We start from the raw sequence: 18749 nt of genomic DNA on the forward strand, positions 1-18749 counted from the left end.
TCAAGGCATAGGATCAACCTGTCCCGATTATTCCTTATCGGGACAATCTAAGTTCGCAAATTCTCCGCCTTGGGATTAACCGGTCCAACTGTCCCGCAATTTGTGCTTTTGAACCTTGCCGGAGGGGGTGCGGGGAAGATCATCAACAAACCGAACATGTTTCGGCGCCTTGTAAGCGGCGAGTCGAGATTTAACAAAAGCTATCACCGCCTCTGCGCTCAGGCTTTTTTTGCCGCCTTTCAGCAGAAGAATGGCCGCGCCAACCTCACCCCATTTTTCGTCCGGCACACCAATAACGGCGCAGTCGAGTATCTCCGGCATTTCCGCCAGGACGGCCTCCACTTCAACCGGATAGATATTCTCGCCGCCCGAAATGAACATGTCTTTCGTTCGATCGACAATGTAATAGAACCCGTCCTCATCCTTTCGGGCGGAATCTCCGGTTTTCAGCCATTCCCCTTCAAAGGCGGCTGCTGTTTCCGCCGGTTTGTTCCAGTAGCCGGCCGTCACACTGGGACCGCGCACCCAAAGTTCACCAATTTCGTTCGGTCCGGCTTCCTTGCCTTCGGCATTCATGACCTTTCCTTCGGTGAAGGGAGACGGCATGCCGACAGACCCGGCTTTGTTTTTAATAACAGACATATCATCAGGCGGCATGCTGAAAGCCGAACCGATCTCGGTCATGCCAAAACCGTCCACCATACGCACGCTATCCTCGGCCCACGCCTTCACTGAAGCCGGCGGGTTTGGCGCGCCGCCGGTCTGCAACACATCGAGATGCGCAAGTTTTTTCATCGCGCCCGGCGCATTCTTTTCCCGCATAAGCGCCGCCATCTGCGTGACGCAAAAATAGTAGGTAATCCCAAGCTTCGGGTCCGTGAGGTTCTCGAAAGTTTTTACCGGATCAAATTTTTGCGACACCACGACGGACCCGCCAAAGAAGATCGGGGTGCGCGCCACGGCGAACAGACCGGCCACATGAAACAGCGGCATGTCGCATAGGGAAACTGAATTTTTCGAAACCCCGGCAGACAATGCAAAGTTCAACGTGGAGTAAGTAAGCGACTTTCGCGTAATAATAACGCCCTTGGATTTGCCGGAAGTCCCCGATGTATAAAGCAAGGTCGAGGGATCGTTCTCATCAATGCCCTCAGGCATCACAAAATCAGCCGGCTCTTCCTGCGCAAGATTTTCACCACTGCCGTCAATTTCAATCCGGCCGGCTTCACCAGCATAGGCGAAAGCCGGTTCGGCATGCGCTTCAAATTCCTTTTGCCAGATCACCACTGACGGCTGCGCATCCTCAATCAGTGCAGCGACTTCCGGCGTGGCGAGGCGCCAGTTCAACGGAACGAAAATAAGTCCCGCCCGCTCGCAGGCATGGTGCAGCAAGAGCATCAGAGCGCTGTTGCGCGAGATCACAGCCACCCGTGCGCCAATCTTGCGATCAGCAGCTTTCAGCAGGTAAGAGGCGATTTGCGAAACCCGCTGATCCGCATGCCGATAATCATACGCCTCGCCCGTATGCAGATCGATGATCGCCTTCTTCTTTGGCGTGGCGAGGGCGTGAAAATGGATCATATCATGCATAAACGGCGTCTCCGGATGTCGTCAGTGCTTCGGCGCTTAGCATAAATCTCCCGTAAGTTCAGCGCGTATTTTCACTAATAAGCTTACGTTTTGCACGTCATTGAGGGGAATGAATAACAGCCGGTCGCGGAAATAGCGCAACACCCTCTCGAACTATCCCTTGAAGCGACTGGCAGGCGTGCACTACCTTCTTCGAAAAGCCGTCAAATAATGAGGAAAGCCCTATGACGACCGTGCGCGACAGCGTGATCGATTTCCTGCGGGATAAGGGCATGACCGTTATGTTCGGCAATCCCGGATCGACGGAGCTGCCGCTCTATCGGCACTGGCCGGAGGATTTTCGCTACATTCTCGGGCTGCAGGAATCGGCCGTCCTCTCAATGGCGGATGGCTACGCACAGGCGTCTGGCAAAGCGGCGGTTATAAATCTCCACTCGGCCGCCGGTCTCGGTCACGCCATGGGGTCTCTTGTCTCTGCTTATAAGAACCAGACCCCGCTCATCGTCACCGCCGGGCAGCAAGCTCGCAGCCTCCTTCTCGCCGAACCGTTTCTGGGCGCCGTCGATCCCACCGCCATGCCGAAACCTTATGTGAAATGGGCCTGCGAACCTGCGAGCGCAGCCGAAACGCCGCAAGCGATCGCCCGCGCCTATGCAATCGCCATGACGCCGCCCAAGGGTCCTGTTTTCGTTTCGATTCCCGTAGACGACTGGGACCAGCCCAGCGGTCTCGTTCAACCGCTGGATTTTCTCGGCTCGCCAGCGCCCGGCAAGAAAGCCATCGCTGAAATACTGCCGCGCATCAACGCCGCCAAAAAACCAGTGATGGTCCTGGGGCCGGAAGTGGACCGCGCCGGCGGCTGGAGCGCCGCTATAGAGCTTGCGGAAAAGCTCGCCTGCCCGGTCTGGACCAGCCCCATGTCGAGCCGCTGCTCTTTCCCGGAAAGTCACCCGCAGTTTGCTGGTTTTTTACGCGCCGATGAGACCAGTGTTTTTGAAACGCTGGCGCCCCACGATCTCGTTCTCGTCATTGGCGCACCGGCATTCACCTATCACTTTGAAAACCCGGCTCCTAACCCGCTCGCTGCCGATCTCTTGCAATTCACGAATGACGCCACCATCGCTTCTTATACAAAGAAAGGAGCGATAATTTTGGGCGACGTTGCAAGCGCTATGGAAATGCTCCTGCCTGGCGTTGAAAAAAGGCCATCTTTTAAAGGCGTACTCCGCGCCGCACCGCAACCGGCGCCGATATTATCGCTTTCCGCCGCCGCCATTGTTGATCTTTTGCAGGCGCTTCGCCCCGAAAATGCGCTGATCGCCGAGGAAGCGCCGAGCGCGCGGCCTGCAATACAACAACGGCTTCGCATTGATACGCCGGGAAGTTTTTTCGCCACCGCGTCTGGCGGTCTCGGCTTTGCCGGCAGCGCCGCCGTCGGCGCCGCCCTGGCGCATCCGGACAAACGCACGATCGCACTTCTCGGCGACGGCTCAGCGCTTTACACTATTCAGGCGTTGTGGACTGCAGCAAAAGAAAACCTGCCGGTCACTTACATCATCATCAATAATGGCGGCTATGAAGCGCTGATCGGCATTGCCCGCCGCTGGCAAACGCCTTCAGTCGGAACTGATCTTTCAGGCCTCGACTTCGTCAACCTTGCAGAAGGCTTTGGCATGAAGGCGCGGCGCGCGACAACATGCGCCGAAATGGAAAAAGCCCTCGGAGAAGCTTTCGCTTTCCAAGGGCCTTCCTTAATCGATGCAATTGTCGAGGACTGAGCCTCTACAAAATTAGTGGAGCGCCTGCGGCTGTTTATCCGCGATACTGGCGTTACGGTATTCGCGTGGAGAAACCCCATAGCGCTCACGGAAAACGCGCGCGAAATGCGTCGTGTTGTTGAAGCCCCATGCATAGGCCAGTTCAGTAATGGAACGGTGGCGCCACATGGGATCGGCGAGACGCTTCTTGCACTCTTCCAGACGGCGGCGGCGGATAAACCCGGAGATGGTTTCATCTTCTTCCGCAAACAGCATATGCAGGTAGCGCGGTGAAATACGGAACGCGGCGGCGATGGAAGCAACCGTGAGTTCGGGATCCTTCAGATTGGATTCGATATAGCAACGGATGTGGCTGCGGCGCGCCGAAGCGACGGCGGAGTCAGCGATGCGCGATCCGAACGCCTCCATGCAGGACGTCGCAAACATGTCGAGCATATTGTTGCCAACCCGCTCACCGATTTCGACATCCATTCCGTTCTTCACATGATGCCAAACGCTCGACAACATGCCGGACAATGTCGCGGAAAGGCCTTCTGATCCGCTGAGACGCTGGCCCAGCGCAATTTCCGGCGCCGGCAAACGACGCTTGATGTCATTAGGCGTCGCGATCATCACCAGCGTCGACGCATTGGTTTCATATTCGAGCGTATAGGGAAGCGCGCTGTCACACAGAACCATGTCGCCGCATTTAAGAAAGGCCTCACGCCCGTCTTGCGCAACGCGCATGTCGCCTTCGAGCTGAAGATGGAAAAAGTAATGGCGCTCTCGGCTGGATGCAGCGTGACTTGCTGTGCGCGACACGATGGCCGGGCTCGCCTTCACATTGGCGAGGTAAATATCGCCAAGCTCGACACTATCCACGGCGCCTTCAAATTCGTCGGGACAATAAGGCCTGGTTTCGAGGGGAGTGAAAACCTCCGCTACGATATCATTCCACCGCGTCACTTTCGAAGCGCCGGCGAAATCCTTGGTCGACAGGTGCAGCATCCTCCAACTCCTCCCGAAGATTATCTTGTTGTTTTGTTATGTCCTATCACAAATTTTCATGACAAGCAATTTTGTATGCAAGACAAACATATTTTTGACCGCCGCGCGAGCGAAATCGTTGCTGCACCGCAACGTCATGCTGCGTCGCAACATCCCCTCAGAACACAGGTTTCTTCGGCCTTGGTGGCGCTTGCAAACGCAGGCAAAGGCGATATCCCTGAGGTCGCAACGCCTTCCCCGTTAAGGAGCCTTCACCATGTTTCAGCGTGTCTTTCCGCCTTCCGCGCGGGGGTTCGCCGTCGCCGCTTTCGCCTTGACTGCGGGGCTGAACCTAGCCGGCTGCAACGGGCCGCAAGAGACGGAGGAAACGGCGAGCGCATTAACAGAAAATGCCTCGATGCAAACTCCGGATCAGCCGGCGGCGGAACACGCAAATGTTACCTCAACCCGCCTGCTGGCGGCTGACGCCGAGCCGGGACAATGGATGTCTCACGGGCGCACCTATAGCGAGCAGCGCCATAGTCTTTTGGACACCATCAACCGGGACACAGTCGGCCGGCTTTCCCTCGCCTGGTATCAGGACCTCGACACCAATCGCGGTCAGGAAGCGACCCCGCTCGTCATCGACGGCGTCATCTACATCACCACCGCCTGGTCCAAGGTGAAGGCCTATGACGCAACATCGGGCGAAGAGCTATGGGCCTATGACCCGCAAGTCCCGGGAGACGCAGCCGTCAACGCCTGCTGCGATGTTGTAAACCGGGGCGTTGCCGCGTGGAACGGCAAGCTTTTTCTCGGCACATTAGACGGGCGCCTGATCGCCCTCGACGCCGGCGCCGGGGAAGAAGTCTGGAGCAAAGTCACTGTCGACCGCTCCAAGCCCTATACAATTACCGGCGCCCCGCGCGTTGTGAAAGGCAAGGTCATCATCGGCAATGGCGGCGCCGAATTTGGCGTTCGCGGTTATGTGACCGCCTATGACGCAGAAACAGGGGATATCGACTGGCGGTTTTACACCGTGCCCGGCAATCCGGCGAAAGGGTTTGAAAACGACGCCATGGCCATGGCCGCCAACACCTGGAACGGCGAGTGGTGGAAGCTCGGCGGCGGCGGCACGGTCTGGGACTCCATGGCCTATGATCCGGAGTTGGATCTTCTTTATATCGGCGTCGGCAACGGCTCGCCATGGAACCAGTCCTATCGCAGCCCCGGCGGCGGCGATAACCTCTTCTTGTCATCGATTGTGGCGCTCGACCCGGACACCGGCGAATATCGCTGGCACTTCCAGACAACACCGGGCGAGACCTGGGATTTCACTGCAACCCAACAGATCATTATCGCCACACTGACAATCGACGGGGCGGCGCGCAAAGTTGTGATGCAAGCGCCGAAAAACGGTTTCTTCTACGTTCTGGACGCCGCGACAGGCGAGTTTATCTCAGCGAACAATTTCGCCCCGATCAACTGGGCGACCGGGGTCGACCCCAAGACCGGCCGGCCCATCGAAAACCCGGAAGCGCGCTTTGACCAAACCGGCGTTCCGTTCGTGACGATGCCCGGCCCGGGCGGCGCCCATAGCTGGCACCCGATGAGCTTCAACCCCGAAACCGGTCTCGTCTACATCCCGGTTAATATTGGCGGCTTTCCCTACATCCCCGATCCGAACTTCACCCCGCAGCCGCGCGGCTTCAACAATGGCGTCGACTTTGCCGCCGCCGCCCTTCCTTCTGATCCGCAAATCAAGGCGGCGGTAAGCTCGACTGTCGGCGGGCGTCTTGTCGCCTGGGACCCCGTTGCCCAAAAAGAAGCCTGGGGCGTTCCCTATCCGGGCGCCGGGAATGGCGGAACGCTATCCACGGCAGGCGGTCTCGTTTTTCAGGGAACAAAAGGCGGAAAGTTCGCCGCCTATGACGCAGCGACGGGCGCCGAACTCTGGTCAACAGATGTGCAAACCGGGGTTGTCGCAGCGCCGATGACATTTGAAATCGATGGCCGGCAATTTGTCGCTGTTCTTGCGGGCTGGGGCGGCGTTGAAGCGCTGGCGCCGGGTGAACTAGGCGCCATTGGTGCTACAACGCCCAACATTAGCCGCCTCCTTGTCTTCGCCCTTGATGGTGAAATGAGCTTGCCGCCTAAACCGGTTGTCGCGGCCCCCCACCTGGCGCCGCCGCCGCTCCAGGCGTCCGCGGAAGCGGTTGCGCAAGGCGGTGAACTTTATGGCCGTTATTGCGGGGTCTGTCATGGCGACGCCGCGCACAGCGCCGGCGTCCTGCCGGACCTGCGTTATTCAGTCATTCCTCATGACAGCGAACAATTCGCAGATGTCGTCCTTGGCGGCGCGCTCACCGAAAACGGAATGGTGTCCTTCTCAAGCGTCCTTGACGCCGAGAGCGCCGAAGCGTTGCGCGCCTATATCATCGCCCGGGCAAATGAAGATCTGGAAATTTACGGGAAGTAACGGCCGAGATCTTTCAACACGAAATCGCGCCGGTGATCCGGCGCGATTTTCTTTAAACCGGCGCCAGCGCCTTATGGGGATGGGGAGGGAATTCAACCTCAATTACATCGCCGGGACGCGCATCGCCGCTATTGAGCACAATCGCCATCACGCCTGCCTTGCGGATCAATCCGCCCTCGCCGTCCCGATCAAGCGTCGCCGCCATCAAGCCTTTGTGCAGACCATCAAGCTGGCTGCATGGATTGCGCAGTCCTGTCAGTTCAAGCATCGCATCTTCACCGATACAGAGCTTCGTCCCGACCGGCATGGCGAGAAGATCGATCCCTTGGGTTGTGATATTCTCCCCCATCTGCCCGGAGCCGACCGAAAATCCGCGCGCCGCCAATTCGTCAAACAGCTCAGCATGGATCAGGTGGACCTGGCGCAAATTGGGCGCCGCCGGGTCTTTGCGCACACGCGAACGGTGCTTCACGGTCTCACCGCAATGAGCGTCGCCTTCGACCCCAAGCCCTTTCAACAGGCGAATGCAAAGGGCGTTGTCTTTGGATAGCCGATGTCTTGATAACAGACTGACCGCGACAACCTTGCTCATTTAACCTTCGTTGATCTCGTCAAAAATCGGATTGCGCAACAAAAAGGCGATGGCCTTCGCTCGTTCCTCATTGATCGGCTCATCCGGGAAGGATTTCAAGATCGCGTTGAACTTCTCCTCCACTCCCTTTTTGAACTCTGGGTGGGTGAGAATATAGAGATCGTTATTGAGCACACCTTTCAAAACGCGCTCACCGCATTCCTCTGCGCTCATCCACAAATCTGAAACCGGGCGTTCAGCGAGCTGCACTTCCGTCTCAAGGAGCCCGGTATCTTTCTTGAATTTATCCGGCCGGATTTTTCCAGTCTCGCCGATATTGGACTGAACCGGACCCGGGCAAAAAGCTGAAACCCCGATATTCTCTGGCGCAAGCTCACCGCGAATAGATTCAGAAAGCCCCAGCATGGCCGCCTTGGCCGTTCCGTAAATTGAAAACGCGGTCACCGGAACCAGCGCAGCCTTGGACGCGGTGTTGACGATGTGCCCACCCTCGCCATGTTTGCGGATATAGGGCAGCACAATCTGGAGCCCGTTGATAACACCGCCTATCATCACGCCTAGGCCCCAGTCCCAATCGTCAAAACCAAGCTTCGCCAGCGGACCGCCGACACCCATCCCGGCATTGTTGAAGAGCAGGTGAATTTTGCCGAACTTATCCTCCGCCTGCTGCGCAGCGGCGGCGTAGGCTTCGCGGTCGGTGACATCGAGCTTCAGGCAGAGCACGCGCGCAGGGTCGTCGAAATGCTCAGCGGCGCTCTTGAGAAGATCATCGCGAATATCGGCCAGCACCAGATTGGCGCCGGCGTTATAGAATGCCTTTGCAATACCGAGCCCAATACCGCTCGCGCCGCCCGTGATGAACGCGGTTTTTCCTTTAACATCTTTCATGGAAATAATTGTCCTTTTTTGTATCCGCCACTGTGAAGCAGTCGCAAATCTCGCCGTTCCGCAACAGCGGCCAAAGGCGCTTCGGCGTGACTGTCATTTGAGACATAAGGCCAATCGCCACCCATGGCGAAGCGCATCACCACGAGCGGTGAAAAGCCGCCCTTGGCGTCGTTTCGCCCTCTTTTCAATCATCGCGGGCATCGTAAACTAACGGGATGAGCAACAATGTTAAGGCTGAGATCAACTACGCCGCGCCCATGGCGACGAAACCGCGATTTCACGCTAATGATCAATCTCGCGACGTTCTTAACCTCGACCCGAGAACAGTCGAATTTGTCGATGGCCGCGCATCACCAACCGCGCTTGATCGCGAGGGCTTCGCGCTCGTTTCGCATTGCAGCAAGGTCAAGGATTTTCGCGACCCGGCTTTTCACGACCTTCATAAGCGTGAAATTGAGGAGCTTATCGTAAAACTGACGGGCGCCGACCTCGCCATTGTCAACTCACCCGGCGTGCTACGCTTTGGCGAGAAATCCGCAGACAGCGGCAAGCTCAATAATTCGCGGCCCGCGCGCTTTATCCATATCGACATTAATGATGAAACAGCTGCTCAATTCGCAGAGGCCGCGGCGCCCCAAGGCAGAAAAGTAAAACGCGTCGCGCAATATAACATCTGGCGCGTCCTCACGCCCCCACCGCAGGACGTTCCCCTCGCCGTTTGCGATGCGCGTTCATTCGATGCTGAAGACCTGATCGAAGCTGACGCTATTTTCGATCAGGAAGGCCAACCGGATTGGTCCTTCACTGCGCTCATGCTCAAGCCGTCGCCGAAACACCGTTGGGTCTGGTTCCCGGACATGACGCCTGACGAAGCCTTGGTCTTCATTACAAATGACAGCGACCCGGCGCAGCCGCACCATGCGCCGCACACCGCCTTTAACAACCCTCTATGCCCGCCGGATGCGCAACCGCGCGCCAGTATCGAGATGCGCGCCATCGCCTATTGGCTCGATTAATCGCCTCCGAAGGAACAACAATATGCGAGGTTTCCCCAAGACTGTAGAGTTCATGTTTCTCAACACGCCGATCGGTGAGGAGCTGTCCCTCAACGGGCTCGAAGTCGACGGCGACATTCCCGCTGACATACGCGGCGCGTTTTTCCGGGCTGTGCCTGATCCGGCTTTCCCGCCATTATTTGACGACGACACCGCCCTTTCCGGCGACGGCATGATCTCGCGTCTGTGGTTCAAGGAAGACGGGTCCGTGGATTTTGACATCCGCTACGTGCAGACTGCGCGCTACAAGGCCGAGACCGCTGCCGGCAAAGCGCTGTTCGGGCGTTACAGAAATCCCTATACAGACGATCCGTCGGTAAAAGGCGTTGATCGCACCGTCTCCAACACGACACCGATCTGGCATGGCGGAAAGTTGTTGATGGCCAAGGAAGACGGCCGCGCCTACCGCGTCGATCCCATCACGCTGGAAACAATCGGCTCCTATGATTTCGGCGGCAAGCTGAAATCGGAAACCATGACCGCGCACGCCCGGATCGATCCCGAAACCGGAGAGATGTTCTTTTTTGGGTATGAAGCAGACGGGTTGGCATCCACCAAAGTCGCCTATTGCATTGCCGACAAGGCTGGTTCGCTTGTGAGCGAACAATGGTTTGACGCCCCCTATTGCGGGCTGATGCATGACTTCGTCATCACCAAAAATTACGCCGTGTTCCCTGTCTTTCCCACCACATGCGACCTTGAACGTCTCAAGAAAGGCGGCGTTCACTGGGTCCATGAACAAGGTCTCGAAAGCTGGATTGGCGTCATGCCTCGTTATGGCGATGCAAAAGACATGCACTGGATAAAGGGACCGAAAGGCGTTTCCGCGTTTCACTTCATGAATTGTTTCGAAGATGAAAACGGCCGCATCCATCTCGACCAGCATCTGACCGAAACAAACGCGTTTGAATTTATCCGCCGCGCCTCAGGCATCAATATGGCGCAGTCGGAAATCAAGGGCGGGCTTGTGCGCTGGTCTTTCGATCCCGATGGAAATGAAATTACCGAAACGCCGCTCGGACCGCCGGGTGATCTCTGCCGTATTCGGGACGCCGATCAGGGGCGTCCCTATACAATTGGCTGGTATCTCAGCATGGACCCGCAGATGAAAGGGCCGCCCTTGCTTGGCGGCCCGGTCGGCGTCACGTTCAACGCACTCATCGCTATCAATCCGCAAACGACAGAGATGGAGATGCTCGCCCTGCCCCCGGCCCACGCCATCAGCGAGCCGGCGCATATTGTGTCATCCATGGAGGATCATCCCGGATGGCTTCTTTTCATCATTGACCGGCAAGCGGGCGAGCATGATTTTGAACACGAAGCCTGGATCGTGAACGCGGGCGCGATCAGCAAAGGCCCTGTCGCTAAAATAAAAATCCCGCACAGGCTGCGCCCGCAAGTGCATGGATGGTGGGCGCCGCAGGAGCAACTCGACAAAGCTGCCGCCCTTTAGGTCAGGTCATCAAGGCTGATTTTGCGGCCCGACGCGGCGGCCTTGTTGCCCTCGCGGCGCAAACGTTCGATCTCGAGGCGGCCTTCCGGCGCCGGTTCATCAGGCAAAGCGGCCATGGTCGTCTCGTAGATTTCCTGAATGTCGGGTCCATGCTCCGGGTGGGTCAGGATCAGTCCGCGGTTCTCCGTCATGCCTTTGAGAATTTTTTCGCCGACCTCAAGCGGGTCCATGCCAAGGTCAAAAGCGCCGCCAAACTTTTCAAGCTCGGCCTTGTCGACTTTCCCAAGACCGCTATCCTTGAAGTTATCGGGGCGGCGCAGCGCGCTGTCCCATGCATTGGTTTTGGTTAGTCCCGGACAGACCAGCGACACGCCGATATTGTAAGGCGCCAGATTATAGCGCAGGCATTCTGTCATACCGCGAACCGCAAATTTGCTCGCCGTGTAAATGCCAGCCTGCGGACCTGATATATAGGCCGCCATACTCGCCACATTGACGATATGTCCGCCTTCCCCGTGGGCCTTAATTTTCGGAATGAAACTGACAATGCCGTTGACGTTGCCGCCGAAATTTACGCCCATGATCCAGTCAAAGTCGTCATAGGTCGCCTCGTCCGTCGGCCCGAATACGCTGACCCCGGCATTATTGACCAAGACATGAACCTTGCCGAAATGCGCTTCAACCTCTTCCGCAACTTCGGCGAAACGTTTGCGGTCCGTCACATCCAGCTTCAAAAACAGCGGCGCCTCTCGTTCCTGATCGGCGAACCATATCGCAGCTGCGGCCTTGTACTCTTCATTGCGATAGCTGAGCGCGAGCCGCATTCCCGCATTGGAGAATGCCCGCGCAATCCCGAAGCCAATGCCCGAAACCCCACCTGTGATGAAGGCCGTTTTTCCCTGCCAGTTCATGAATCCCTCCCGACGATGGTAGTTTGCTACGCGCCCCATGCTATCCATAGGGAGGCGCCAAATATAACCGGGAGGAAGCCGTGAGTGAACTCAATGAAATGAAGTCAGAGCTTGCTGAGCTGAAAAGCCGGGTCGGGAAAATCGAAGACCTGCACGCAATCCGCAAGCTCCACTATGCTTATGGCTACTATATCGATTTCTGCCAATATGACGAAGTCGTCCAGCTATTCGCAAAGGATGGCGAAGTCATTTTTCTTTCCGGCATTTACAAAGGACATGAAGGGGTCGCGCGACTTTACAAGACGTGGTTCCAGAACTTCTTCACCAAAGGGAAGCCGGGGCCGGAATATGGCTTCCTCCTCGATCACTTCCAGATGCAGGACATCATCACTGTCGCCGATGACCGCAAGACCGCGAAAGGCCGCTTCCGCGCCATATTGATGGGCGGCAACCATGAAACACGGGAATACAAACCCGAAGGCCTGCCGGAACAATTCTATGAGGCCGGCATCTACGAAAACGACTATGTGCAGGAGGATGGCGTCTGGAAGATCAAGCGCCTCGACTACATGGTTCAGTGGCAAGCTGAATATGAAAAAGGCTGGGCTCATACCGAGGCTCACTTGCAGCCGGCCGTCGAGACCTATCCTAAAAACCCTCTTGGCCCGGACGAATTGTTGCCAAAGGCTCGCCAGACATGGCCCCATCGCCATGACGTGCCTTATCATTACGCGCATCCGGTGATGGGGGCGAAGCTCAATGGCAAGTGAGTTGTTGCCTGACGGCAGTGAAAAGGGATTGCGCGGCCACATGACGGAACGCGGCGTTCGGCGGCGCGTTGGCATGGCGCCGCCCGCCGGCGAGATTGCCCGCAATGTTCCCTATAAAAGGATCGCAACAGAAGAAGCCTGGACCTTTCCCGAGCTTGTGGAAGCACAGTTAAAACTTCTGAAAACCGCAAATGCGCCTGACGATCCCGCGCTGCGCATGGGCGGCATGTTCGCGTCCATGCCGGAGTTGCAGAAAATGCTTTGCGATCTTGGCGATCTCAGGATCGCCCATATGGACGAATATGGCATTGACCGGCAGCTTCTTCTCCTTACGGCACCCGGTCCGCAAGTGCTGGAGCCGGAAGAGGGAACCCGTCTTGCCGCCAGATCAAATGACATCGCGGCGGAGGCCTGCGCCAAGCGCCCGGATCGCTTTTCAGCCCTCGCCGCCTTCCAGCCGCAAGACCCGGACGCCGCAGCGCGAGAGATTGAGCGCGCCATGAAAGAGCTGAATCTAAACGGCGCTGTATTGAATTCTCATTTTCGCGGGCATTTCCTCGATGAGCCGCAATGCGATCCAATTCTGGCGGCGCTCGAAGAAAATGACGCCGCGCTCTATATTCACCCGACAGCGCCATTTGACGATCGCGTCTACAGCGCGAGAAACACAACCGGAGCGCTGGGCGGCTTTCCCCATGATGTATGGAACCATACGATGGGGATTATTCTTTCCGGCGCATTCGACAAATATCCGAAGCTGCGCCTGGTGATCGGGCATCTCGGCGAGTGCATGCCGCTGCATCTTTATCGTTTTGACTGGATGCAATCGAACGCCGACGGGGTCCCCGGCCTTCGCGGCGGCCAGCCGGCGGTGACGCTGAAACACCCAATGAGCCATTACTTCCATAACAATATCTGGATCACGACCAGCGGCGTCGGCTGGGAGCCGGGAATTAAGTTCTGCATGGATGTGATGGGACCAGAGCGCGTTCTCTACGCTATGGACTATCCCTATCAGCAGTCATCTGACGAAGTCGCCGCTTATGACCGGATGGACATCCCGCCCGCTCACAAGAAAATGCTGATGCAGGAAAACGCCGAACACGTTTTCCGGCTGCCGAAAGACTAGCCTCCAACCCCATTAGCGGTTAGCTGTTATATTTGTACAGTGAATTACAAGGCTCTAAGTGAGCCTTCTAATGAGCAAAGCACTAATCCGGCCGACAGACGGGTGGTCTCGTGTATGAAGCGGCCGGTCGACCTGAGGGGGAACAAAAATGCTTGAGTTACTGGCTGGTTTGGCGCTGGTCCTAACGACGGCCGCCGACGATGAAGCTGTCGTGCGGAAGATGATCGAAACAAAATACGCTAAGGAAAACGCCTGCGACGCGACGTATGCGGAAAACTATGTGGCGGACGACGCAACCGAGTATCTTCCGAATTACCTCAGAGCCATGCCGAAAGAACCTCAGAGCGAAATCATGGATTTCGAGGAGTTCTGCGCCGCTGGCGGGAAAAGCCTGAACGAGCCTGACATTCAAATGATCGAGCGCATCGCGGATGACGTTATTCTCGTCACGGGGATCGGCTCTATCGAAGTGACGCGTCCGGATGGAACGCTTGACTATGACGGGGAGTACTCGTTCACGAATATCTTCGTCAAAACCGGCGACGGCTGGCGCGTGCGCCACCTCCATGTCGCGCCGATCATCCCCGAATTGCCCACCGTCCCAGCGCGCGACTGACCAGGCCAAGGTCGCCGGTGAGCCCGGCGCCCGGGAAGACGTCTAGGCTTTCGCCGTGACGATCCAGGCGGCGGCGTCGAGGCGCACTGATCCATCCTTGTAATAGGGTTTGAGTGCTTCGATGATTTCCACGCGGGCCTTGTCTCTCAGACCCGGACCGGCTTCGTCCAACGGTTCGCCGATGGCAAGCGCATTCATGACGAAATCCGCCGCGCTCTCCGGCGTCGCTCCCTCACCGCCAAGCAATTGCTCACCTTGCCAGAGCGTGCACGTCACCTCTTTCCACCCTGCGCGTTCAAGCAGCGCCTTGGTGGCGTCCGGATCAGCCATGCGGAATGGTCCGGGACCATCAGGCGCGCGCTCGGGCATTTCCACATATTTGCCGGCAATTGCGCCGACCATCCCGATCCATGGATTCTTGTCCGGCGGGCCCCAGCAAGAAAAAGTGAAATCCCCACCGGGCTTCACCCAGCTTCTGATATTGGCAAACGCCTTATCAGGATCTTCGAAAAACATGATGCCGAAACTGGAAAAGGCGCGGTCACGCGGCGCATCCAGCTTCGTTGTCTGTGCATCGGCACATTTGAAGTCCACATTGCCGACGCCCGCCTCCGCAGCGCGTTTTTTTGAATGATCTATCAGAATTTGCGCAATATCGACGCCTGTAACATCGCCTGACGGCGCAACCGCCTTTGCGATCTCAATCACGTTCTTGCCGCCGCCGGAACCGATCTCGACGACATGTTCGTCTGGCTTGAAGGCGGCGGCCTTCATCAGCGCAGCGTTGATCGGCGAAATCATGGATTCAAAGGGAACGAGATATTTCAGCCAGCGCTCACCGACTTCGCCATTCCAGTCTTCAACAGCCTGATCTGTCATATCTTTCTCCCTAGTTTGCGCGAGCAAGTGTTGCGCACCTCTCACTCCTTTACGACGCTATAAAGGAAGCATCACTCACAGAAAATATGACAAATGCTTACAGTGCGGCGCACAATTTCTTTCCTTATCTGCGGTCCTGCCGTGTCGGATTTTGTTTCCCTGACCGGCATCTGCCGAAAGACATCTTCAGCTATTATTTTCAATAATTGGCCGGATCGATTCCGACGCTGGGCACAACCGCAATTACGAGACGCATTATGAGCGATGTCACGCTTTATCACTGGGAGCCCAACGCCAATTCGGGCAAGCCCATGCTGGCGCTTATGGAAAAAGGCGTTGAATTCGAGAGTCACTATCTCGACCTTCTCAATTTTGATCAACATCAGCCCGATTATCTCGCCATCAACCCCCAGGGCACCATTCCCGCCATGACCCATCGTCACCCCGAAATGGGCGACCGTGTGCTCACCGAGTCGACGGCGATTATGGAATATGTGGACGCGGCTTTTCCCGGACCGAAACTCATGCCCGACGATCCCAAGGATCAATGGCGCGTTCGGTGGTGGATGAAATTCATTGATCAGTGGCTGGCGCCGTCTTTCTCCATGATCGGCTGGAGCGTTTTTATAGGGCCGGCGGTGCGCAAGAAAGACCCCAAGGAGCTGGAAGCTGCGATCGACCGCATTCCCCTGCCTGAACGGCGTGTGGCCTGGCGAAAGGCGATCTATGGCGCCTTTGGTGAGGAGGAAATGAAGGAATCCCAGCGCCGCGTCGCGGTTGGCATTCGCATGCTTGAAGATGCGCTATCGCAGCGCGAATGGCTGGCATGTGATGAATACAGCCTTGCCGACATTAACGGCTTCAACTCGACCTATGCACTCCCATTGAGCCAGCCGGATCTCGCAAATGACGAAAAAACACCACACATCCTTGAGTGGCTTCGCAAGGTTTACGAACGCCCGGCTACAAAAAAGACGTGGGCCATGGGCAAGACTGATATGGTCAAGCGTGTAAAACTCCTGGAGCGTTCATAATGGCTTTGGTCCTCTATCATGGCGAACCCAACGGCCCCTCGCTGACTGTTCTTGCAGCGCTGTTTGAAACGGGGCACGACGCAGAATTACGGCCTATCGACCTGACCATGGCTGAGCGCCACAGCGATGGGCTGCCCCACAATGTCGAAACACAGATGAGCATCGAAGGCGAAGGCCCCGTGCTGGTCGCCGATGGCGAACCTATGGCGGATTCAGTTTTTCTCGCCTGTTACCTTAACGATACGGCCGAAAACTCCCCTATCGCACCGACTGACGCCTTTGCGCGTTGGGAGATGATGACCTGGTGCCGTCAAATTATTGAGCGCGCCGCGCCTGCCGCCGCCTATCTCGGTGTGAAAGCCCATCTCAGTGATAAGCTTTCATCCCTCAGTGAAGCGGTTTTCCAAAAAAAGATGGCGCCGATCAAAAGCGAGGATTTGAAAGCCCGCTGGAATGACATTCGCGAAGGAGATTTCGACGACGAAAAGATTTCAGACTCAAAAGCCAAGATCAAGGCGGCCGTTGAAATGGTTGAGGCAAAGCTGCGCGATGGACGTGACTGGCTGCTCGGCGAGTTTTCAATCGCCGACCTTGAAACCTATGCATGGCTGGCTGGCATGGGCGATATTGAGCCGACCGCGTTCGAGGGCGCAATGCGGACAGAGGATTGGCTCAACCGGATCAAGGCCCGCCCTTCAGTCTCGCGCGCTCTGTCGCTGGCGAAAACGCCGGCGCCGCAACAGGTCTGGGCGCCCGGTCCCGAGATCAATCGCTGGGGCTGATCGTATATCGCTGATCACTTGCCTCTGGCGGCGGCGCGGGCTTTTCGAAAATTCTCGCGCCTGCCCCGTTCAAAGGCGAGCCTCTCAACCGGCGCCTCGCCGCGCGGGTAGTCGGCGATAATTTCGTCAAAGACCTCTCGCAATTCATCTCTGAATTCCGGGTGAGGGAAAATATAGAATTTATCTTCCCGGATTCCTTCCAGTGTTTTCGCCGCAACCTCATCAGGGTTCATGCCGGAGTCATGAACTTTGGCGAGTTGAACATTGAACGCCTTGTCCACAGGCTTGCCGCGCGCGCCTAACTTGTCAGGCCGAATATCGTCACTGGCGAAGATATGGCTTTTGACAAGTCCCGGACACAAGGCAGACACCCCGATCCCATGGGGCGCTAGCGAATAGCGAAGGGATTCCGACAGGCCGCGAACTGCAAATTTGGAGCAATTATAGATTCCCGGCACCGGCCCCGCGAGAAAGCTCGCCATCGAAGCCGTATTCACCACATGCCCGCCCTTGCCGCGCTCTTTCATCCGCGGAACAAAGGTCTGAACACCGTTGATAACGCCATGAAGATTGACGCCCAGAACCCAGTCCCAGTCGTCATAGCTGCTCTCATCGATCGTCTGGAAAAGATTGATGCCGGCATTATTAAAAACCAGCGAGACCGGCCCAAGTCGGCGTTCAGCCTCATCCGCCGCTTCGGCGAACTCCTCCCTGGAAGAGACATCCATGCGAAGGCCTATCGCCTCTTGATTGTCAAGGACATCCAAAGCGTCATCAATAGAATTCTGGCGGATATCGGCGATGGCCACCTTGACGCCTTCTGCAAGCAAAGCGCGCGCAAGCCCCAGGCCAATGCCATTTGCGCCGCCAGTGATAAAGGCGGTCCGCCCGGCAAAATCCTTCATTGTTCCTCCGATACCCGTAAAGGCGGGTTCACTATGTCCCGGCGCGCGTTTAAGTAGTTGAGCATATTCTCGCAGCGCTTCTCGATTGATGTTATAATCACTACCATATCAGCGTGAATTGCCTATCGGCATTCGGCTAGAGTTCACCTGCGGAAACGATTTACCGCTCACCCGCTACAGATAACTCCGGAGGACGAATGACCGACGCCGACCGCATCGCCAAGCTTGAAGAACAGGTCGCCGCGCTGACCGATCGCATCACCCGCACAGAGGATGAGCAGGCAGTCCGCAAGCTTCATCATCTATATGGCTATTTTATCGACAAATGTCTCTATCGGGAGGTTGTTGATCTGTTTACCGATGATTGCGAGGTGCATTTCTTCGGAGGTATTTTCAAGGGTAAAGAGGGCGCAGCGCGGCTTTATATCGAGCGTTTTCAAAAGCAGTTTGTGCATGGCAATAACGGCCCGGTGGATGGCTTCCTGCTCGACCACCCCCAACATCAGGACGTAGTCGACATTCAGGAAGATGGCGTCACCGCCCTCGCCCGCTTCCGCTGCACCATGCAGGCCGGGCGGCACGAGTCCTATGGCGACGTGCGCCAATGGTGGGAAGGCGGCCTCTATGAAAACACCTACAAGAAAGTGGACGGGGTCTGGCGCATTCATATTCTGAATTATGTGCCCCAATGGCATGCCGACTATGAAACCGGGTGGGCGCACACACGTCCCAACTATGTTCCGTTCCTGACGACAACCTATCCGGAGGACCCCGTAGGGCCGGACGCAATCAACAAGGATGTGTGGTTGTGGCCGACGCACAAGGTTGTGCCGTTTCACAACAAGCACCCGGTTACAGGCAAGGAAATTGTTCCAGAGCGTTGGCAGGGCGATATAGATCGCGAAAAGGAAGCGAAATAGCA

At 56.8% G+C, this 18749-nt stretch carries 17 protein-coding genes; 10 read left to right on the plus strand and 7 right to left on the minus strand.

Going from position 1 to position 18749, the window contains the following annotated elements:
- Positions 1-75 precede the first annotated feature (75 nt).
- On the minus strand, positions 76-1590 hold the full coding sequence (locus tag ACFOOP_RS15990; protein WP_379882133.1) for an AMP-binding protein: 1515 nt from the start codon (positions 1588-1590) through the stop codon (positions 76-78).
- Positions 1591-1814: 224 nt separating this feature from the next.
- Here ACFOOP_RS15990 and mdlC point away from each other — a divergent pair, with 224 nt between their 5' ends.
- Entirely contained in the window at positions 1815-3368 is a 1554-nt protein-coding gene (gene mdlC, locus ACFOOP_RS15995; RefSeq protein ID WP_379882134.1) for a benzoylformate decarboxylase, read from the plus strand.
- Positions 3369-3380: 12 nt separating this feature from the next.
- Here mdlC and ACFOOP_RS16000 read toward each other — a convergent pair whose 3' ends face one another.
- Complete coding sequence (locus tag ACFOOP_RS16000; RefSeq protein WP_379882135.1) at positions 3381-4355, minus strand: helix-turn-helix domain-containing protein; 975 nt, start codon at positions 4353-4355, stop codon at positions 3381-3383.
- A 256-nt stretch (positions 4356-4611) separates the two neighbouring features.
- Here ACFOOP_RS16000 and ACFOOP_RS16005 point away from each other — a divergent pair, with 256 nt between their 5' ends.
- Positions 4612-6813 (plus strand): PQQ-dependent dehydrogenase, methanol/ethanol family, encoded by a 2202-nt coding sequence (locus ACFOOP_RS16005; RefSeq protein WP_379882136.1) that lies wholly within the window; start codon positions 4612-4614, stop codon positions 6811-6813.
- 52 nt (positions 6814-6865) lie between these two features.
- Here the strand turns inward: ACFOOP_RS16005 and ACFOOP_RS16010 are convergent, their stop codons facing one another.
- Positions 6866-7405 (minus strand): MOSC domain-containing protein, encoded by a 540-nt coding sequence (locus tag ACFOOP_RS16010; RefSeq protein WP_379882137.1) that lies wholly within the window; start codon positions 7403-7405, stop codon positions 6866-6868.
- Positions 7406-8293, minus strand: a complete 888-nt coding sequence (locus tag ACFOOP_RS16015; protein WP_379882138.1) for an SDR family NAD(P)-dependent oxidoreductase — start codon at positions 8291-8293, stop codon at positions 7406-7408.
- A gap of 215 nt (positions 8294-8508) precedes the next feature.
- Between ACFOOP_RS16015 and ACFOOP_RS16020 the strand changes: the two genes are divergently transcribed.
- Both ACFOOP_RS16020 and nov2 read left to right on the plus strand, forming a co-directional pair.
- A complete protein-coding gene (locus ACFOOP_RS16020) occupies positions 8509-9309 on the plus strand; it encodes a CmcJ/NvfI family oxidoreductase (RefSeq protein WP_379882139.1) in 801 nt (266 codons plus the stop codon).
- A 22-nt stretch (positions 9310-9331) separates the two neighbouring features.
- Positions 9332-10801, plus strand: coding sequence for a lignostilbene-alpha,beta-dioxygenase NOV2 (gene nov2, locus ACFOOP_RS16025; RefSeq protein ID WP_379882140.1), 1470 nt, complete (start codon positions 9332-9334; stop codon positions 10799-10801).
- On the opposite strand, the gene ACFOOP_RS16030 is transcribed toward nov2, so the two are convergent.
- Positions 10798-11712, minus strand: a complete 915-nt coding sequence (locus ACFOOP_RS16030) for an SDR family NAD(P)-dependent oxidoreductase (protein WP_379882141.1) — start codon at positions 11710-11712, stop codon at positions 10798-10800. The genes nov2 and ACFOOP_RS16030 overlap by 4 nt on opposite strands.
- An 80-nt stretch (positions 11713-11792) precedes the next feature.
- Between ACFOOP_RS16030 and ACFOOP_RS16035 the strand changes: the two genes are divergently transcribed.
- The 3 genes from ACFOOP_RS16035 to ACFOOP_RS16045 all read left to right on the plus strand — a co-directional run bounded on the left by ACFOOP_RS16035 (position 11793) and on the right by ACFOOP_RS16045 (position 14227).
- The gene (locus tag ACFOOP_RS16035; protein WP_379882142.1) at positions 11793-12482 is read left to right on the plus strand and encodes a nuclear transport factor 2 family protein; all 690 of its coding nucleotides are present in this window, start codon (positions 11793-11795) and stop codon (positions 12480-12482) included.
- A complete protein-coding gene (locus ACFOOP_RS16040; RefSeq protein ID WP_379882143.1) occupies positions 12472-13611 on the plus strand; it encodes an amidohydrolase family protein in 1140 nt (379 codons plus the stop codon). Before ACFOOP_RS16035 ends, ACFOOP_RS16040 begins: the two co-directional genes overlap by 11 nt.
- Before the next feature lie 148 nt (positions 13612-13759).
- The gene (locus ACFOOP_RS16045; RefSeq protein ID WP_379882144.1) at positions 13760-14227 is read left to right on the plus strand and encodes a nuclear transport factor 2 family protein; all 468 of its coding nucleotides are present in this window, start codon (positions 13760-13762) and stop codon (positions 14225-14227) included.
- A gap of 42 nt (positions 14228-14269) precedes the next feature.
- Here the strand turns inward: ACFOOP_RS16045 and ACFOOP_RS16050 are convergent, their stop codons facing one another.
- On the minus strand, positions 14270-15106 hold the full coding sequence (locus tag ACFOOP_RS16050; RefSeq protein ID WP_379882145.1) for a class I SAM-dependent methyltransferase: 837 nt from the start codon (positions 15104-15106) through the stop codon (positions 14270-14272).
- 257 nt (positions 15107-15363) lie between these two features.
- On the opposite strand from ACFOOP_RS16050, the gene ACFOOP_RS16055 reads away from it, so the two are divergent.
- Complete coding sequence (locus tag ACFOOP_RS16055) at positions 15364-16140, plus strand: glutathione S-transferase family protein (RefSeq protein WP_379882146.1); 777 nt, start codon at positions 15364-15366, stop codon at positions 16138-16140.
- Positions 16140-16922: a glutathione S-transferase family protein gene (locus ACFOOP_RS16060; protein WP_379882147.1), complete on the plus strand. Its 783-nt coding sequence runs from the start codon at positions 16140-16142 to the stop codon at positions 16920-16922. The genes ACFOOP_RS16055 and ACFOOP_RS16060 overlap by 1 nt, the downstream gene beginning before the upstream one ends.
- A gap of 14 nt (positions 16923-16936) precedes the next feature.
- Here ACFOOP_RS16060 and ACFOOP_RS16065 read toward each other — a convergent pair whose 3' ends face one another.
- Positions 16937-17827: an SDR family NAD(P)-dependent oxidoreductase gene (locus ACFOOP_RS16065; protein ID WP_379882148.1), complete on the minus strand. Its 891-nt coding sequence runs from the start codon at positions 17825-17827 to the stop codon at positions 16937-16939.
- Positions 17828-18024: 197 nt separating this feature from the next.
- Here ACFOOP_RS16065 and ACFOOP_RS16070 point away from each other — a divergent pair, with 197 nt between their 5' ends.
- Positions 18025-18747: a nuclear transport factor 2 family protein gene (locus tag ACFOOP_RS16070; protein ID WP_379882149.1), complete on the plus strand. Its 723-nt coding sequence runs from the start codon at positions 18025-18027 to the stop codon at positions 18745-18747.
- Positions 18748-18749: the final 2 nt, after the last annotated feature.

It is taken from the genome of Hyphococcus aureus (assembly GCF_042643165.1).
GTDB lineage: Bacteria > Pseudomonadota > Alphaproteobacteria > Caulobacterales > Parvularculaceae > Hyphococcus > Hyphococcus aureus.

Coding starts and splice junctions, on each gene's coding strand:
- ACFOOP_RS15990 (WP_379882133.1), bottom strand. CDS start 1,590: ATGCATGATATGATCCATTTTCACGCCCTCGCCACGCCAAAGAAGAAG.
- mdlC (WP_379882134.1), top strand. CDS start 1,815: ATGACGACCGTGCGCGACAGCGTGATCGATTTCCTGCGGGATAAGGGC.
- ACFOOP_RS16000 (WP_379882135.1), bottom strand. CDS start 4,355: ATGCTGCACCTGTCGACCAAGGATTTCGCCGGCGCTTCGAAAGTGACG.
- ACFOOP_RS16005 (WP_379882136.1), top strand. CDS start 4,612: ATGTTTCAGCGTGTCTTTCCGCCTTCCGCGCGGGGGTTCGCCGTCGCC.
- ACFOOP_RS16010 (WP_379882137.1), bottom strand. CDS start 7,405: ATGAGCAAGGTTGTCGCGGTCAGTCTGTTATCAAGACATCGGCTATCC.
- ACFOOP_RS16015 (WP_379882138.1), bottom strand. CDS start 8,293: ATGAAAGATGTTAAAGGAAAAACCGCGTTCATCACGGGCGGCGCGAGC.
- ACFOOP_RS16020 (WP_379882139.1), top strand. CDS start 8,509: ATGAGCAACAATGTTAAGGCTGAGATCAACTACGCCGCGCCCATGGCG.
- nov2 (WP_379882140.1), top strand. CDS start 9,332: ATGCGAGGTTTCCCCAAGACTGTAGAGTTCATGTTTCTCAACACGCCG.
- ACFOOP_RS16030 (WP_379882141.1), bottom strand. CDS start 11,712: ATGAACTGGCAGGGAAAAACGGCCTTCATCACAGGTGGGGTTTCGGGC.
- ACFOOP_RS16040 (WP_379882143.1), top strand. CDS start 12,472: ATGGCAAGTGAGTTGTTGCCTGACGGCAGTGAAAAGGGATTGCGCGGC.
- ACFOOP_RS16045 (WP_379882144.1), top strand. CDS start 13,760: ATGCTTGAGTTACTGGCTGGTTTGGCGCTGGTCCTAACGACGGCCGCC.
- ACFOOP_RS16050 (WP_379882145.1), bottom strand. CDS start 15,106: ATGACAGATCAGGCTGTTGAAGACTGGAATGGCGAAGTCGGTGAGCGC.
- ACFOOP_RS16055 (WP_379882146.1), top strand. CDS start 15,364: ATGAGCGATGTCACGCTTTATCACTGGGAGCCCAACGCCAATTCGGGC.
- ACFOOP_RS16060 (WP_379882147.1), top strand. CDS start 16,140: ATGGCTTTGGTCCTCTATCATGGCGAACCCAACGGCCCCTCGCTGACT.
- ACFOOP_RS16065 (WP_379882148.1), bottom strand. CDS start 17,827: ATGAAGGATTTTGCCGGGCGGACCGCCTTTATCACTGGCGGCGCAAAT.
- ACFOOP_RS16070 (WP_379882149.1), top strand. CDS start 18,025: ATGACCGACGCCGACCGCATCGCCAAGCTTGAAGAACAGGTCGCCGCG.